A 16,519-nucleotide genomic window follows, 5' to 3' on the forward strand; every position below is an offset into this window, starting at 1 on the left:
ACTTTGCAGGAGACAAGGCCCATGCCCCCCTCGAACATGCTCGCGCTGACGCTCGCTTGCGCATGCGCCTTCGCCGTGGCACCGGCACCGGCGGCAGCCAAGGGCAGCCAGCTCGCCTACATCTCGAGCGAGAAGGACAACGCCATCACGATGGTCGATCTGAAGACGCTGGCGGTCGTGGGCGTCATCCCCACCTGCAAGCGCCCGCGGCACATGCAGCACCTGAACGGCGGCACACAGCTGATGGTCGCCTGCAGCGACTCCGGCCGCGCCGACATCATCGACCTCCAGACCCGAAAGTCGGTCGGCAGCACGCCGCTCGGCGATGACCCCGAGGTCTTCGACCTGTCGCCGGACGGCAAGACCGCCTTCGTGTCAGCCGAAGACGACGGCCTGCTCAACGTGTTCGACCTGGCGACGAAGAAGCTGGTCAAGGGCATCCCGGTCGGCAAGGAGCCCGAAGGCGTGAAGGTGTCGCCGGACGGCAAGCGCGTGTACGTGAGCTCCGAGGTCGCCAGCATGGTCCACGTCATCGACACCGCCACGCTCAAGGTCGTCAAGAACATCGCGGTGGGCCAGCGGCCTCGCCGCTTCGCCTTCTCGGCCGACGGCGGCGAGCTGTGGGTGACGAACGAGCTGGGCAGCAGCGTCACCGTCATCTCGACGGCGCAGCTGAACGTGCTGGCCACCGTGGTCTTCGAGGTCAAGGGCATGCGGCCGGACGACATCACGCCGGTCGGCATCGCGTTGTCGCGCGACGCGAAGACCATGTACGTCGGGCTGGGCCGGGCCAATCACGTGGCCTTCGTCGACGTCGCATCGCGCAAGACGACGGCCTTGGCGCTGGTCGGCAAGCGGGCGTGGGGCGTGGCGGTGAACGCCGACGGTTCCCGCCTGTTCGTGGCCAACGGGCTGTCGGACGACATGACCGTGGTCGACACGCGTACGGCCACGCCGATCAGGACGGTGGCCGTGGGAAGGGTTCCGCACACCGTGGTGATCGATGACTAGCGTCGAAGGCCGGCGCCGCCTCGCGGCTGGGGCGCTTTTGCTCACGACCTTTGCCGGGAGCGCTTCCGCCGGGTCGCTGACGATCGGCATCGTCCAGCGTGCGGAGGACGATCGCCTGGAGCCGGCGCGTGTCGCGCTGGCCTACCCGGGGCATCCGGGCGGGCGCGCGCGCGACGCGGTGGACCTGGCCGTCAAGGAGAGCCGGTTCGAACTCGAGGCCGCTGGCCTCCAAGTGACGGTGAGCGTGCGCGACGCGACGTCCGCCGACGATGCCGTCAGGCAGCTGCGCCAACTCGACCAGGCCGGTGCCGCGGGCGCCCTGCTCGACCTGCCGTCGACGTGGATGGCTGCGGCCAGTGCGGCGAGCGCGATGGCCCTGATCAACGTCGGCGACAGCGCCGAATCGTCGCGCCAGCCGGGCTGCCGCGCCAACCTGTTCCATGCGCTGCCCAGCGACCGCATGCGCGCCGATGCCCTGGCGCAGTCCCTGCTCATTCGCAAGTGGACACGCGTGCTCCTTCTCTCCGGCCCCCGCCCAGACGACGCGGTGCGGCTGGGCCTCGCACAGGCCGCGCTGAAGCGCCTCGGCCTCAAGCAGGTGGCCGTGAAGAACTTCAAGCTGTCGGCCGACCCGCGGGAGCGCGACCTGGCCAACCCGCTGCTGTTGACCGGCGTCGCGGCCGTCGGCGGCGACTACGACGTCGTCTGGGTGGTGGACGGCGACGGCGAGTTCGCACGTACCCTGCCCTATCGCATCGCACTGCCGCGCCCCGTCGTGGGTGACGCCGGCATGAGCGCGGCGGCATGGGCGCCGCGTTTCGATCGCTACGGCGCGCCGCAGCTCGAGCGTCACTTCGCGCGTGACGCTCGGCGGCCGATGACCGGCCACGACTGGGCGGCCTACATCGGTGCCAAAGCCCTGCTCCAGGCGGCACTCCAGCAACCCGCCGCGCCCCACCCCGCGAAGCTGAACGCCGCGCTCAACCGTCCCGACTTCACGCTCGACGGCTCCAAGGGCGTCCGCCTGAGCTTCCGCGCCTGGGACCGCCAACTGCGCCAGCCGATGCTGCTGACCGACGGCCTGGCGGTCATCGGCTCGGCGCCGGTCGACGGGGTGATGCATGCGAAGAACGTGCTCGACACGCTCGGCACCGACGCGCCCGAGTCCTCCTGCAAGGCGTCTCCGTGAGCGCCATCACCCCACCTGCCCGCGGCGCCTCGCATGCCGTCCAGGCGCTCCGCGCCATCGTCATGCGCGAACTGGTCAAGTTCTGGCAGCAGAAGGCGCGGCTGCTCTCGGCGCTCGTGCGCCCCGTGCTGTGGCTCGCGGTGTTCGCTGCCGGATTCCGCAACGTCTTCGGCGTAGCCATTGTGGAGCCCTACGAAACCTACGTGCCCTACGACGTCTACATCGCACCGGGCCTGATCGGCATGGTGCTCCTCTTCAACGGCATGCAGTCCTCGCTGGCCATGGTGTACGACCGCGAGATGGGGCTGATGCGGCTGTTGCTGACCTCGCCGCTGCCACGCTGGTTCCTGCTCTTCTCGAAGATGCTGGCGACCACGCTGCTCAGCCTGGCCCAGGTGTTGGCCTTCGTCGTCGTGGCGGCGCTGCTCGGCACCACCTTGCCGATGTCGCCGCTGCCGCTGCTGCACGCGGCGCTGGCCACGCTCGTGTCGGCGCTGATGCTGGCCTCGCTGGGCCTGCTGCTGTCGGTGTACGTCCGGCAGTTGGAGAACTTCGCCGGCACGATGAACTTCGTGATCTTCCCGATGTACTTCCTCTCCACGGCGCTCTATCCGCTGTGGAAGCTGGAGGAGTCGGGTGCCACATGGGTGTATCGCGCCGTGCAATGCAACCCGTTCACGCATGCGGTCGAATGGATCCGCTTCGCCCTGTACGGCAAGGACCCGGGCGCGGCGCCGCTGGTCGTGTGCGCGACGCTGCTGGCGTGCTTCGCCCTGGCCTGCTGGGGCTACGATCCGCGGCGCGGATTCGGTGGACTGACCCAGCGAGGCGCCACATGATGCGGCGCACGCTGCTGCGCGCAGGCCTGACGACGGCGGCCATCGCGGCGGCGCCGTGGGTTCGCGCCCAGCCCGGGGCCGAGGACTTCCCCGCGCACAGCCTGGTCCTCTGGGTGCCGTGGACGGCCGGCGGCGGGACCGACGTCACGCTGCGCGTGCTGGCCGAGCTCGCCGGCCGCGTGCTGGGCCAGCGCATCGTCATCGAGAACCGCGGCGGCGCCGGCGGCACGCTGGCGATGCCGATCCTGCAGAACGCCCCGCCGGACGGCTACACGCTGGCCCAGATGCCACAGCCGGTGTTTCGGGCCCCGTTCACGCAGAAAGTCACGTGGGACCCGATCCGCGACACCACGCCGATCCTGCAGGTGAGCGGCGTGACGTTCGGCCTGCTGGTGCCCGCCGACAGTCCGCTGCGCAGCGTGTCCGATCTGCTGGCCTACGCCGCGGAGCACCCCGGCCAGCTGTCGCTGGCCACCAACGGCGTGGGCACCACGCCTCATGTCGTGCTCGATGCGCTGTTCGCCAGCCGCGGCCTGAGCTACCTGCACGTCCCCTACAAGGGCGCGGCCGAGCAGATGATCGCGCTGTCGGCCGGGCAGCTCATGGCGGGCGTCAACGCCAACGGCTTCGCACCTTTCGTCGACACCGGCCGCCTGCGCCTGCTCGCGACCTTCGGCGCCGCGCGCAGCAGGCGGTGGCCCACGGTGCCGACCATGAAGGAGCTCGGCCACGACGTCGTCGCGATGTCGCCCTATGGACTGGCCGGGCCGCGCGGCCTTCACGCATCGATCGTGCAGCGCCTCCACGACGCCTTCAAGGCCGCCCTGTTCGACCCTCGGCACATCGCCGAACTGGGCCGGTACGACCAGGAGATCGCCTACCTTGACAGCGCGGACTACGGGCGCAGCATGCGTGCGGCGGTCGCAGCGGAGAAGCAGATCGTGGAGCGCCTCGGCCTGGGTCCGGTGTGATGGCGATGCGGCGCCACTGGACGCTTCCGTTCCTGTTCCTGTGCCTGGCCCTGTCATGCGCCTTCGGGGCCATCGCCCATGCAGGAGTGATGACGCGCGCGGACCTGCAGAAGGTGTTCCCGCCGCCGCTGACCGTGGGCGAGAAGGACGCGCACCTGCCGGTCTGGCCGATCTTCAAGCAGGACGCAACCGCCCAGGTGCTCGCCGGCTACGTGTTCGAGTCGATCGACTTCGCACCCATCCCGGGCTTCTCCGGCACGCCCTTCAACCTGCTGGTTGCGCTCGATCCCAAAGGCAGTTTCCTGGACGTGCGCGTGCTGTCGCAGCACGAGCCGGTCTTTCTCGAAGGGCTGGGCGAGGCGCCGCTGCTCCGCTTCGCCGGGCAATACAAGGGCCTGTCGCTGCAGCAGAGCATCAAGATCGGCTCCAACGCCAATCGCGGCGAAGCGCTTGGCAGCGCCAACGTCTATATCGACGGCGTGGCAAAGGCGACGGCGTCGGTCCGCATCCTGAACCAGAGCCTGCTGTCGTCCGCGCTGCGGGTCGCGCGCGCGAAGCTCGGCTTCGCCGCGGGTCGCGACCCCGAGCTGGTCGCCCGCGTGCGGCGCGACACCTATGCACCGGCGAACTGGCAGGCGTTGCTGGAGGCCAGGTTGATCCAGCGCGTGCGGCTCTCGCAGGAGGCCATCGAGAAGGCCTTCCAGGGCAGCGGAGTCGAGCGCTCCGCCGCCACGGCCGCGAGCGATCCGGTCACCGAGCTGTACGTCACCTACCTGAACTCGCCGCTGGTCGGACGCAACCTGCTGTCCGACAGCGGATGGCAGCACCTGCTCGGACGGATCGACCCCGGCGACCACGCGCTGCTGGTGATCGCGGCCGGTCCCAACACCTTCGTCGGCGACAAGTTCGTGCGCGGCGCGGTACCCGACCGCCTGACCCTGAAGCAAGGCGAGCTGCCGCTCGAGTTGCGCGACCTCGACCTGGACGACCCGCTCGCGCTGCCCGCCGAGCTGCGCCGTGCCGACGCCAAGGTCTTCCGCGTGATCGGTCCGGCCGGCCTGGACCCATCGCGCCCGCTCGACCTGGCTTTGCGCGTGACGCGGGACAAAGGCATGGTCTATCCGGAGCGTGTGAGCCGCAGCTTTCCGCTGCCCTACGTGATGCCGGCCGATCAACTGCTGCCGGCCGACGCCGACAACAAGCGCTGGCACGACATCTGGCGCGCGCGGGCCTGGGAGCTCGGCGTGCTGGCCGGTGCCCTGCTGCTCCTGACACTCGTGCTGGCCAGGCCACGGTGGATCGTCGCCAACCCCGCGCGCCTGGCGCGTCTGCGCACCGGCTACCTTGCCTTCACGCTCGTCTTCATCGGATGGTTCGCGCAGGGCCAGCTTTCCATCGTCAACATCACGGCGCTCGTCCAGGCCGTGATGGCGGGGCGCGACCTGGGCTTCTTCCTGTACGACCCGATGACGGTCGCGCTGTGGGCCTTCGTCGCACTCACGCTGGTGGCCTGGGGTCGCGGCACCTTCTGCGGCTGGCTGTGCCCCTACGGTGCGATGCAGGAACTGGTGGCGCAGGCTGCGCAGTTCATGGGCATCCGGCGGATCAAGCTGCATCGCGACCTCGACGCGCGGCTCAAGTGGGTCAAATACGGCGTGCTCGCGCTCATCGTGGGGCTGGCCGCGGTGTCGCCGACGGCGGCCGACCGCATCGTGGAGATCGAACCCTTCAAGACCGCCATCACGCTCAGCTTCGAGCGCTCGTGGCCCTTCGTGGCATGGGCCGCTGGACTGCTGCTGCTCAACGTGTTCGTCTACAAGGGCTTCTGCCGCTACCTGTGCCCGCTGGGTGCCGGCCTCGGACTGCTCGGCCGCTTGCGGCTGCTTCGCTGGATTCCGCGCCGCGCCGAATGCGGCACCCCCTGCCAGACCTGCCGCCACCGCTGCGAGTACCAGGCCATCAAACCGGACGGCGCGATCGTCTACGACGAATGCTTCCAGTGCCTGGATTGCATCTCGATACACGACAGCCCGGAACGCTGCGCGCCGCTGATCGCCAGGCGGCGCAGCCGCGTCGTCGCGATTCGATCGCTGCCGGCAGCGGCGGGAGCCCGGCCGTGAGGCGGCGCCAACTGTTGCGTGCCACGATGGGCATCGGCGCCCTCGGGGGGTTGGCGGGCGTTTCGCCGGCGACGCGCTCGCCGATCTGGCGGCAGCGCTCGCTGCTGGCCTTCGGCACCACGCTTTCGCTGCAGGCGGCGCACGAGGAGGTCGGCGTGCTCGATCGTGCGCTCGATGCCGCGGTACTGGCCGTGCGCCGCATCCATGGCCAGATGAGCCTGTTCGACCGGGACAGCGCCGTCTCGCGACTGAACCGCGATGGCCACCTGCACCTCCCGCCGGCGGAACTGGTCGAGATCCTCGGCATCGCGCATGCCGTGTCGCGCGACAGCGAAGGCGCATTCGACGTGACGGTTCAGCCGCTGTGGACCGTGTTCGAATCGGCGCAGCGCGCGGGCCGCCTGCCCGAGCCGGGTGAAGTCGCTGCCGCACGCGCCAGGGTCGACTGGCGCGCGCTCGACGTCTCGCGCCGGCGCATCCGCTTCGACATGCCCGCCATGGCCGTGACGCTCAACGGCATCGCGCAGGGCTACGCGGCCGACCTGGCCCGCACGGTCCTTTCGAAGCACGGCGTCCGCCACGCGCTCATCGACGCCGGGGAATTCGCCCCGCTCGGCCACAACAAGGAGGCGCGGCCGTGGGCGCTGGGCATCGAGGATCCGCACGAAGAGTCGGCACTGATCGCGCGGCTGATCACCGATGGCCGTTGCATCGCGACCTCGGCCGACAAGCTCACCACCTTCAGCACCGATCGCCGCCACCACCACATCTTCGACCCGCGCACAGGCTACTCGCCGCCTTCCCTCTCGGCCGTGACCGTCGCGGCCCCCAGCGGTGCGATCGCCGATGCACTGACCAAGGTCTTCTTCGTGGCCGGCGCCGAGCAGGCGCGCGTGGCGGCACGGCGGTGGAGCGTCGATGCGCTGTGGGTCGACAAGTCGGGCCGCTGGGATGCGACGCCCGGCCTGCTGCTCGACCGCAGCGCGCCGCGCGGTCAGGTACCGAAGGTGTAGCGCATCCCCCACCCAGACAGCCCGCGGCGCCCCGGGCGACAGCCTTTCAGCGATCGCCAGTCGGGCTCAGCCCGGTTTCTGCACCCATGCCATGCACCAGCCTTCGGCCGCGATGTGCTTGCGGCCGAACATCGCGCAGCCCGCCCATGGATCGGCGGCCGCACCTTGCCAGAGCCCGCAGTTGTTGCATCGCTGCGTCGCGGCATGCTTCGGGTACTTCTTCGCGTCGACCTTTTTGGTGTCGTGCTTGTAGCCGAGCGCCACCGCGGTTTCGTCGGTCTCTTCGACGCGCGCGGCGGCCCATGCCGCACCGGGCACCCATGCCACGGCACAGGTCGCCGCCGCCAGTCGAACAGCAAAGCTTCTCCGCGTGGCCTCGGCGGCCACTTCTTTCTTCCTCGGATTCATGGGCCGGCCTCAGTTGGACGCGACCTTGGTCGACGGGGCGGCAGTCGCCGTGCGTTGCCGGCCACCGCCGGCGCCCGGGATCTTGAACACCCAGACCATGCCACCCTGTTCCAGCAGGTTCACCTTCTTGGCCACCTCGCCGCCCCACAGCGGGACGGCCCCGCCCCAGCCCGACACCACGCTCACGTACTGCTCGCCGCCTTGCATCCAGGTGACGGGCGGCGCGACGACACCGGAGCCGGTCTGGAATTCCCAGACCACCTTGCCGGTCTTGGCGTCGGCGGCTTTCAGGTATCCCTCCGGGGTGCCCCAGAAGACGAGGTTGCCGCCGGTGGTCAGCACGCCACCCCACAGCGGCGCACCGTTCTTCACTTCCCAGGCCAGCTTGCCGGTCTTGGGATCGATGGCGCGCAGCGAGCCGATGTAGTCCTCGTTGAGCGGCTTGATCGTGAAGCCGGCCCCCAGGTAGGCGGCGCCCTTCTTGTAGGCGACCGGTTCGTTCCAGATGTCCATGCCCCATTCGTTCGCCGGCACGTAGAACATCTTGGTGTCGGGGCTGTAGGCCATCGGCATCTGGTTCTTGCCGCCGAGGAAGCCGGGGGCCGCGAACACTGCGCTTCCTTTCTTGCCACCGTCGCCGATCGTCGGATCGCCCGGACGGTTGTCGGCAACGAAATTGGGCCGGCCGGTCTTGAGGTCGATGCTGGTGGCCCAGGTGATCTTCTTGACGAACGGGAAGGCGTTGATGAGCTGGCCGGTGGTGGCATCGTTCACGTAGAAGAAGCCGTTCCGGTCAGCCTTGCCGCCGACGCGTCTGCCGTCCATGTCGAAGGTGACGAACTCGTTGACACCGTCGAAATCCCAGCTGTCGTTGGGCGTCGACTGGTAGCTCCACTTGATCTGGCCGGTCTTGACGTCGATGGCGACGGTCGAACACGAAAAGAGGTTGTCGCCCTCGCGCAAGTGGCTGTTCCACGGGGCCGGGTTGCCGGTGCCGAAGTACGCGAGCCCGGTCTTCGCGTCGTAGGTGCCACCGAGCCAGGTGGCCGCGCCGCCCGTCTTCCACAGGTCTCCGGGCCAGCTCTTGTTGACGGTGCCGGAGACGCCGTTCTCCTTCTTGTTGCCGTCCTTGTCGTAGGTGTAGCCCATGTGACCTTCGACGGTGGGACGCGTCCACAGAAGCTTGCCGGTCTTCGGGTCGCGTGCCTCGACACGGCCGACCACGCCGAACTCGCCGCCCGACACGCCGGTCAGCATGACGCCGTTGGCGATGATCGGCGCGGCCGTGGCGGAGTAGCCGGCGGCGTAATCGTCGATCTTCTCCTTCCAGACCACGTCGCCCGTGTTCTGGTCGAGCGCGACCAGTTGCGCATCGAGCGTCGCGAAGATCACGAGGTTGTCGAACAGCGCGGCACCGCGGTTGACCACGTCGCAGCAGGGCATGATGCCTTCGGGCAGGCGATGCTCGTATTTCCACAGCTTCTTGCCGGTCAAGGCATCGAGCGCGAAGATCCGCGAGTACGACGCCGTGACGAACATCTTGCCGTTCATGATGACCGGTTGCGACTCCTGCCCGCGCTGCTTCTCGCCGCCGAACGAGAAAGCCCACACGGGGAGCAGCTTCGCGGCGTTGCCGGAGTTGACCTGCTTGAGCGGCGAGTAGCGTTGGCCCTGGGTGTTGATGCCCCAGGTCAGGATGTTGCCGGTGGCCGTGGCTTCGGACTGGATCATCTTGTCGGTGACCTGGGCGTTGGCGGCGGCGCCTGCCAGGCCGATGGATATGAGCGCAGTCAAGAGCTTCAATTGCATGGTGTCTCCTTGCGGGGTGGATCGTGGGTTGTGGATGCGCTCGCAGAGCGCACCCTCCACGGCTCCATGGGGCAAGTGCCGTGCCATGCGCGCATGGCCGTCGATCGTGGCCATTCCGTTCGATTCGGGGCGCGCGTCGTGCGGGTTTTCCCGTTTCATTGCTACAAGGTTGAACAGCCCGCATGGGGCATGCGTGACATCGCGTCACACCGGTGCCCAATGCTGCGCCGCGCCATGGCCGGTGGAACAATGCACGCATGACGACGCCCATCACCGCTGCTTTCGGCACCTGGGATTCACCGATCACCTCGGACCTCATCGCCACGGCGCAGACGGCGCTCAACGATGTGCTGATCGATGGCGACGGGATCTACTGGGTGGAGGGCCGCCCGACCGAGGCAGGTCGCCAGGTCCTGGTGCGGCTGGGAGTGGACGGGAGTCACGTCGATGTCACGCGGGCGCCCTTCTCCGTGCGCACCCGGGTGCATGAATACGGCGGCGGCGCGGTCGCGGCGGCCGGCGGCACGATCTGCTTCTCGAACTTCGCGGATCAGCGGCTCTATCGACTCGACGGCGACGGCGCGCCGGTCGCGCTGACGCCGGCCACGACGAATGCCGCCTTGCGCTACGCCGATGGGCTGATCGATCTGCGCCGGCAGCTGTGGATCGGCATTCGCGAAGACTCCCGCGAAGCAGGCAGGGAGGCGGTCAACACCATCGTCGCGCTGGGCCTGAACACCGAAAGCGAAGGCGTGCCGATCGTGCATGGCAACGACTTCTATGCATCGCCGCGCCTCAGCCCCGACGGGACTCGGCTCGCATGGCTGACCTGGAACCACCCTCACATGCCCTGGACCTCGACCGAGCTCTGGGTCGGCGACTTCGACGGCGAGACGGTTTCGAACGCAAGCCGCGCGGCAGGCGGTCCGGTCGAATCCGTGTTCCAGCCCGAGTGGTCGCCCGATGGCATCTTGCACTTCGTGTCCGACCGGTCCGGCTGGTGGAATCTCCACCGATGCGACGCCGACGGCGGCAGCACGAACCTTTGCCCGAAGGCGGCAGAGTTCGGACGGGCGCAATGGGGCTTCGGCATGTCGACCTATGCCTTTCTGTCGCCGCGGCAGCTCGTCTGTGCGTACATCGAGAACGGCATCGGCAGACTGGCGCGCCTCGGCCTGGAGGACGGCACGCTCACGCCCTTCGAGCTGCCGTGGACGGAGTTCGCGGCGCTGCGCGCCAGAGAAGGCCGGGTGGTGTTCAAGGCCGGCGCGGCGGCGCTCGCGAGCGCGGTCGTCGTGCTCGATGCCGCGTCCGGCGACGCGAGGGTCGCCAAGAGCGAATCGAATGTCACCGGCGATCCGACGCTGCGCGCCCGCCTCTCGGCGCCTCGGATGATCGAGTTCCCGGTGCCCGGTGGCGCAACCGCCTTCGCCCTGTTCTACCCGCCCCACAACCCCGGCTTCCAGGGACCGGCCGGCGCGCTGCCGCCGCTGCTCGTCCGGTGCCACGGCGGCCCGACCTCGTCCGCCTCACGCAGCCTGGACCTGCGCATCCAGTTCTGGACCAGCCGCGGCATTGCCGTCGTCGACGTCGACTACGGCGGCAGCACAGGCTATGGCCGCGCCTACCGGAACCGGCTCCACCTGCAGTGGGGCATCATCGACGCGCAGGACTGCGCGGCAGCCGTGTCGTTCCTGGTCGATCGGCAGGAGGTGGACCCTGCACGCACGGTCATCACGGGCGGCAGCGCAGGCGGATTCACCGCCCTCACCTGCCTCACGCACCCTGATGCGGCGGTGCGCGAGCGCTTCAAGGCGGGCGGCAGCCACTATGGCGTCAGCGACCCCGCCGCGCTCGCGCACGACACGCACAAGTTCGAGTCGCGCTACCTGGACTGGCTGATCGCACCGCAGTCCGAAGCGCAGACCTACATCGACCGGGCACCCGTGCGCCACGCCGACCGGCTCGGCGCACCGGTCGCCTTCTTTCAGGGTGCGGAAGACAAGGTCGTGCCCCCGAGCCAGACCGAAGCGATGGTCGCGGCGCTGCGCGCGCAGGGCATCTCGGCGCTGTACCTGCTTTTCGCCGGCGAGCAGCACGGCTTCAGGCAGTCCACCCACATTCGATGGGCGCTGGATGCGGAGTTCTACTTCTACAAGGCGCTGGTCTGGTCGCCTTAGGCGCCTCGCCGGCCCGATGCCTGCAGGGCGCGCCCGGCTGCACGGAGAAGACCGTCAGCCGCCCGTCGAGCCTGCCTGCCAACCACCGCCGAGCGCCTGGATCAAGGCCACGGCGGCGTTCTGCCGGTTCACCTGCAACTGCAGCACGGTGCGCCGCGCATTCAGCGCCGAAACCTGCGCCGTCACCACGTCGGTGAAATCCACCTGCCCCTGCCGGTAGCGGTTGAGGAACTGCTGCTCGGTCCTGTCCGCCGCCGCCGAGGCCTCGCGCCGCAGGCCCTCCTGCTGCGCCAGGCTCGCGCCGGCAGTGAGCTGGTCCTCGACGTCCTGGAAGGACGTGAGCACCGTCTGCCGGTAGCGCGCGACCGCCGCTTCGTGCGCGGCCTTCGCCTGGTCGACCTGCGCCCCGATGGCGCCGGCATCGAAGACCGTCTGCGCCACCGACAGCCCCAGCGACCACAGCGTGTTCGAGGCCTTGAAGAGGTCACCGATCCGGCTCGCGCTGCTGTCGAGCGCGGCGCTCAGGCTGAAGCTGGGGAAGTAGGCCGAGCGCGCGACGCCGATCTGCGCATTGGCCGCGGCCACCGCGCGCTCGGCCGCGGCGATGTCGGGCCGGCGCTGCAGCAGGGTCGAGGGCACGCCGGCCGGGATGCCGGGCACCACGGGCGTCCAGTCGGCGGCCGGCAGGTCGAATTCGGCCGGCGCGGCGCCCACCAGTACGGCGATCGCATGCTCCAGCGTGTCGCGGTTGCGCTTGAGCGCCACGCGCTCGGCCTGGGTGTTGACGTAGAGCGTCTGCGCCTGCAGCACGTCGGTCTGCGCCGCGATGCCGGCGTTGTAGCGGTTGCGCGCGATCTCCAGGCTGCGCTGGTAGCCCTCCAGCGTGATGTCCAGCAGGCGCAGCTCGGCATCGGCCTCGCGCAGCGAGAAGTAGTTGGTCGCGAGCTCGCCCACCGCCGACAGGCGCGCGGAGGCCAGGTCGGCCTCGCTGGCCTGGGCGCTGGCCTGGGCCCCGCTCACCGCCTGGCGCAGCCGGCCCCAGACGTCGGGTGCCCAGTCTGCCTGCAGCCCCGCGCCGGTGGTTGTGCTCGGCGTGGTGTTGCGCGCCCCGGAGCGGCGCACGCTGCCGCTGGCCGAGACGGAGGGGAACAGGGCCGCGCGCTGCTCGCGCACCACCGCCTGCGCCTGCGCGTAGCTGGCCACCGCGGCCGCGATGTTCTGGTTGGAGACCTGCACGCGGTCGGCCAGGCCGTCGAGCACCGGGTCGCCGAAGAGCTTCCACCATTCGCCGCGGTCGAGGGCATCGGCCGGCGCGGCAGGCAGCCAGCCTTCGGCCGCGGGGGCCTCCTTCCAGCCGGCGGGCATGGCGGAGGAGGGCCGCTCGTAGGCCGGCCCGACCGCGCAGCCGGCCAGCACGAAGGCCAGCAGGATGGCCGTGGCACAACGCGTTCGACGGTGGAGCGAAGGGGTCGGGGCGGTCATGGTCGTTGCAGGATCATCAGTGTCCGGTGCCCTTACCCCCACCCTCTCCCAGAGGGAGAGGGAGAAAGAGAGGGATCGCCGGCGGCGCGGCTGAGGTACTTTTCGTTGGCGGGGCGGCGGCGCAGCTTGTCGAGCAGCACGTAGACCACCGGCGTGGTCAACAGCGTGAGCAACTGGCTGGCGATCAGGCCGCCGATGATCGCCACGCCCAGCGGCTGGCGCAGCTCGGCACCCTCGCCGAAGCCGATCGCCAGCGGCAGTGCGCCCAGCGCGGCCGCCAGCGTGGTCATCAGGATCGGGCGGAAGCGCAGCAGGCAGGCCTCGCGCACCGCCTCGACCGCGCTCAGGCCGCGGGCGCGCTCGGCCTCGAGCGCGAAGTCGATGATCAGGATCGCGTTCTTCTTGACGATGCCGATCAGGAGGAACACGCCGATCAGCGCGATGATGGAGAACTCCATGCGGAACATCAGCAGCGCCAGCACCGCGCCCACGCCGGCCGAGGGCAGCGTGGTCAGCACCGTGACCGGGTGCACCAGGCTCTCGTAGAGCACGCCCAGCACGATGTAGATCACGATCAGCGCCGCCAGGATCAGCATCAGCTGCTGCGCCTGCGACTGCTGCGCCGCCAGCGCCGTGCCCTGGAAGCTGCCGCGCACGTTGATCGGCATCGCGATGTCGGCCTCGGCCTGGGCCACGATGCGGCGCGCGTCCTGCAGGCTCACGCCCTCGGCCAGGCTGAAGGAGATGGTGCTGGCAAGCTCCGTGTCCTGGTGGTCGATGGAACTCGGCACCGCGCGTTCGCTGAGCCTGGTGAAGGCCGCCAGCGGCACCATCGGCGTGGCGCTGGTCGCGATCTGCTGCCCTGCCGAGGAGGTGCGCGATGCAGGGTTGGCCGAGGTGGCGGTGGAGGTGCCGGTCGTCGTGTCGGTGTTGGCCTGCAGCGAGCTCGTGACGGTCGCGCCGCTCGCAGTGGTCGCGGTGTTGAGCGTCGAGGGCACGTAGAGGTCCTTCAGCACGATCGGCGAGCGCTGGAAGCGCGGCGCCCATTCCATGATCACCGAGTACTGGTTGAGCTCGTCGTAGATGGTGGCGACCGAGCGCTGGCCGTAGGCGTTGTAGAGCGCGCTGTCGACCGCGCTCGAGTTGACGCCCAGCCGCGCCGCGGCGTCGCGGTCGACCTCGACGAAGGTCTCCACGCCGTTGGCCGAATCGTCGCTGTCGATGTCCGTCAGCGCGGTCTCCTGGCGCAGGCGCTCGGCCAGCCGGGCGCTCCACTTGCGCAGGTCGCCCAGGCTGTCGCTGCTCAGCGTGTACTGGTAGCTGGAATTGCTGGAGCGCCCGCCCATGCGCAGGTCCTGCACCGGGAACAGGAACACGCGCAGCCCGACCAGCTGGTTGAGCTGCGGCCGCAGGCGGTCGATGACGGCCTGCGTCTTCACGGTGCGCTGCGAGGCGGGCTTGAGGTTGACGAACATGAAGCCGCCGCCGGCCCGGCCGCCGCCGGAGAAGCCGACCACCGTGTCCACCGCCGGGTCCTTGCGGATGATGTCCACCGCCTGGCGCAGCTTCTCGGCCACCGCGGTGGAGGAGATGCTCTGGTCGGCGCGGATGCCGGCGTTGAGCTGGCCGTTGTCCTGCTGCGGAAAGTAGCCCTTGGGAATGGCGTTGAAGAGGTAGACGTTCAGCACGATCACCGCCAGCAGCACCGCCATCACCACGCCCTTGCTGGCCAGCGCCCAGTCCAGGCTGTGGGCATAGACGCGCAGTGTCCAGCGCCAGGCACCGTCCAGGCGAACGCCCAGCCAGGTACGCAGCCGACCCGGCTTCTTTCGGTGGCCGCTCTCTTCCGCCTCGCTGCGCAGCAGCATGGCGCACAGCATGGGCGTGGTGGTCAGCGAGATCACCAGCGAGATCAGCACCGCGGCCGAGAGCGTGACCGCAAATTCGCGGAACAGCCGTCCCACCTGCCCGCCCATGAACAGCAGCGGGATGAACACCGCCACCAGCGACAGGCTGATCGACAGCACGGTGAAGCCGACTTCGCGCGCACCGCGCAGCGCCGCCTCCACGCGCTTCATGCCCGCCTCGACGTGGCGGGCCGTGTTCTCCAGCACCACGATCGCGTCGTCCACCACGAAGCCGGTGGCCACGGTCAGCGCCATCAGGCTCAGGTTGTTCAGGCTGAATCCCAGCAGCTTCATGATGCCGAAGGTGCCGAGCAGCGACACCACCGTCGCCACCGCCGGGATGATGGTGGCGCGCGCCCTGCGCAGGAACAGGCCCACCACCAGCACCACCAGAACGATCGAGATCATCAGCGTGGTTTCGATCTCGCGCAGGGAAGCGCGGATGGAGTTGGTGCGGTCCGATGCGACCTGGATGTCGATGTCCTGCGGCAGTTGCGCGCGCAGCTCGGGGATGAGGTTGCGCACCCCGTCCACCGTCTCGATGATGTTGGCCCCGGGCGCCTGCGTCACCAGCACGATGACCGCCGGCTCGCCGTTGAAGAGGCCCAGGGTGCGGGTGTTCTCCACGCCGTCGATCACCCGCGCCACGTCGCCCAGGCGCACCGCCGCGCCGTTGCGCCAGGCGATCACCAGGTCGCGGTAGTCGGCGGCGCGACGGCCCGGCGCGGGCGTATAGATCTGCAGCCGGCGGCCCTCGCTCTCGATCGCGCCCTTGGGCCGGTTCGCGTTGTTGGCCTGGATGGCGGCGCGCACGTCCTCGGTGCTGATGCCCATGCGGTTGAGCGAGAAGGGCTCCAGCTCCACCCGCACCGCCGGCAGCGAGCCGCCGCCGATCTCCACCTCGCCCACCCCCTCGACCTGCGACAGGCGCTGGCTGACGATGTTCGACACCGCCTCGTAGATCTGGCCCGGGGTGCGTGTCTTCGAGGTCAGCCCCAGGATCATGACCGGCGCCGAGGCCGGGTTGCGCTTGCGGTAGGTCGGGTTGCTGCGCAGCGTGGCGGGCAGGTCCGCCCGCGCCGCGTTGATGGCGGCCTGTACCTCGCGCGCGGCGCTGTCGATGTTGCGGCTGAGGTCGAACTGCAGCGTGACGCGGGTCGATCCGTTGGAGCTGGTGGAGGTGAGCTCGTTGACGCCGGGGATGATGCCCAACCTGCGCTCCAGCGGCGTGGCCACGCTGGAGGCCATGGTGCTCGGGCTGGCGCCTGCCAGGGTGGCCTGGACGGAGATGGTCGGGTAGTCGACCTGGGGCAACGGCGAGACCGGCAGCAGGAAGAAGGCGACGATGCCGGACAGGGCGATGCCGATGGTCAGCAGGACCGTGGCAATGGGGCGCTCGACGAAGGGGCGGGAGAGGTTCATGCCTTTCCTCCCCAGCCTTGCTCCCTCCCCCTCTGGGGGAGGGTGGGGGTGGGGGCACTGGGCCTTTGTTCTTGCCTTGCTCTTTGTTCAGCGCAGGAGCCGGGAATTCGCCCCGGCGGGCGAGTCACTTTCTTTGCTTCGCCAAAGAAAGTAACCAAAGAAAGGCGA

At 69.4% G+C, this 16,519-nt stretch carries 11 protein-coding genes; 7 read left to right on the forward strand and 4 right to left on the reverse strand.

Translation table 11 applies throughout. From position 1 onward, the window contains the following. Positions 1-21 precede the first annotated feature (21 nt). The 6 genes from A8M77_RS31300 to A8M77_RS31325 all read left to right on the forward strand — a co-directional run bounded on the left by A8M77_RS31300 (position 22) and on the right by A8M77_RS31325 (position 7,143). Positions 22-1,011: a PQQ-dependent catabolism-associated beta-propeller protein gene (locus tag A8M77_RS31300; RefSeq protein WP_238137041.1), complete on the forward strand. Its 990-nt coding sequence runs from the start codon at positions 22-24 to the stop codon at positions 1,009-1,011. Then, positions 1,004-2,200 carry a branched-chain amino acid ABC transporter substrate-binding protein gene (locus A8M77_RS31305; protein WP_086925374.1) on the forward strand — a complete coding sequence of 399 codons (1,197 nt, stop codon included), beginning with the start codon at positions 1,004-1,006 and terminating at the stop codon, positions 2,198-2,200. The genes A8M77_RS31300 and A8M77_RS31305 overlap by 8 nt, the downstream gene beginning before the upstream one ends. Further along, positions 2,197-3,039 carry an ABC transporter permease gene (locus tag A8M77_RS31310; RefSeq protein ID WP_272947464.1) on the forward strand — a complete coding sequence of 281 codons (843 nt, stop codon included), beginning with the start codon at positions 2,197-2,199 and terminating at the stop codon, positions 3,037-3,039. Before A8M77_RS31305 ends, A8M77_RS31310 begins: the two co-directional genes overlap by 4 nt. Next, a complete protein-coding gene (locus tag A8M77_RS31315; protein WP_086925375.1) occupies positions 3,036-4,010 on the forward strand; it encodes a Bug family tripartite tricarboxylate transporter substrate binding protein in 975 nt (324 codons plus the stop codon). Before A8M77_RS31310 ends, A8M77_RS31315 begins: the two co-directional genes overlap by 4 nt. An 89-nt stretch (positions 4,011-4,099) precedes the next feature. Continuing rightward, entirely contained in the window at positions 4,100-6,130 is a 2,031-nt protein-coding gene (locus A8M77_RS31320) for a 4Fe-4S binding protein (protein ID WP_238137042.1), read from the forward strand. Further along, positions 6,127-7,143, forward strand: a complete 1,017-nt coding sequence (locus A8M77_RS31325) for an FAD:protein FMN transferase (RefSeq protein ID WP_086925376.1) — start codon at positions 6,127-6,129, stop codon at positions 7,141-7,143. The genes A8M77_RS31320 and A8M77_RS31325 overlap by 4 nt, the downstream gene beginning before the upstream one ends. Before the next feature lie 66 nt (positions 7,144-7,209). Here the strand turns inward: A8M77_RS31325 and A8M77_RS31330 are convergent, their stop codons facing one another. Next, positions 7,210-7,530, reverse strand: coding sequence for a high-potential iron-sulfur protein (locus A8M77_RS31330; protein ID WP_238137043.1), 321 nt, complete (start codon positions 7,528-7,530; stop codon positions 7,210-7,212). Between the two features lie 30 nt (positions 7,531-7,560). Continuing rightward, complete coding sequence (locus A8M77_RS31335) at positions 7,561-9,360, reverse strand: PQQ-dependent methanol/ethanol family dehydrogenase (protein WP_086925378.1); 1,800 nt, start codon at positions 9,358-9,360, stop codon at positions 7,561-7,563. A 257-nt stretch (positions 9,361-9,617) separates the two neighbouring features. Here A8M77_RS31335 and A8M77_RS31340 point away from each other — a divergent pair, with 257 nt between their 5' ends. After that, entirely contained in the window at positions 9,618-11,540 is a 1,923-nt protein-coding gene (locus tag A8M77_RS31340) for a S9 family peptidase (RefSeq protein WP_086925379.1), read from the forward strand. Positions 11,541-11,594: 54 nt separating this feature from the next. On the opposite strand, the gene A8M77_RS31345 is transcribed toward A8M77_RS31340, so the two are convergent. Next, positions 11,595-13,022, reverse strand: coding sequence for an efflux transporter outer membrane subunit (locus A8M77_RS31345; protein WP_086925380.1), 1,428 nt, complete (start codon positions 13,020-13,022; stop codon positions 11,595-11,597). 32 nt (positions 13,023-13,054) lie between these two features. After that, the gene (locus tag A8M77_RS31350; protein WP_086925381.1) at positions 13,055-16,351 is read right to left on the reverse strand and encodes an efflux RND transporter permease subunit; all 3,297 of its coding nucleotides are present in this window, start codon (positions 16,349-16,351) and stop codon (positions 13,055-13,057) included. Positions 16,352-16,519 lie beyond the last annotated feature (168 nt).

The organism is Variovorax sp. JS1663 (genome assembly GCF_002157355.1).
Taxonomy (GTDB): domain Bacteria; phylum Pseudomonadota; class Gammaproteobacteria; order Burkholderiales; family Burkholderiaceae_C; genus Variovorax.

Bases quoted from the DNA above. Each gene is read 5' to 3' on its own strand.
- A8M77_RS31300 (WP_238137041.1), top strand. From the start codon at position 22: ATGCCCCCCTCGAACATGCTCGCGCTGACGCTCGCTTGCGCATGCGCC.
- A8M77_RS31320 (WP_238137042.1), top strand. From the start codon at position 4,100: ATGACGCGCGCGGACCTGCAGAAGGTGTTCCCGCCGCCGCTGACCGTG.
- A8M77_RS31315 (WP_086925375.1), top strand. From the start codon at position 3,036: ATGATGCGGCGCACGCTGCTGCGCGCAGGCCTGACGACGGCGGCCATC.
- A8M77_RS31350 (WP_086925381.1), bottom strand. From the start codon at position 16,351: ATGAACCTCTCCCGCCCCTTCGTCGAGCGCCCCATTGCCACGGTCCTG.
- A8M77_RS31340 (WP_086925379.1), top strand. From the start codon at position 9,618: ATGACGACGCCCATCACCGCTGCTTTCGGCACCTGGGATTCACCGATC.
- A8M77_RS31335 (WP_086925378.1), bottom strand. From the start codon at position 9,360: ATGCAATTGAAGCTCTTGACTGCGCTCATATCCATCGGCCTGGCAGGC.
- A8M77_RS31345 (WP_086925380.1), bottom strand. From the start codon at position 13,022: ATGACCGCCCCGACCCCTTCGCTCCACCGTCGAACGCGTTGTGCCACG.
- A8M77_RS31305 (WP_086925374.1), top strand. From the start codon at position 1,004: ATGACTAGCGTCGAAGGCCGGCGCCGCCTCGCGGCTGGGGCGCTTTTG.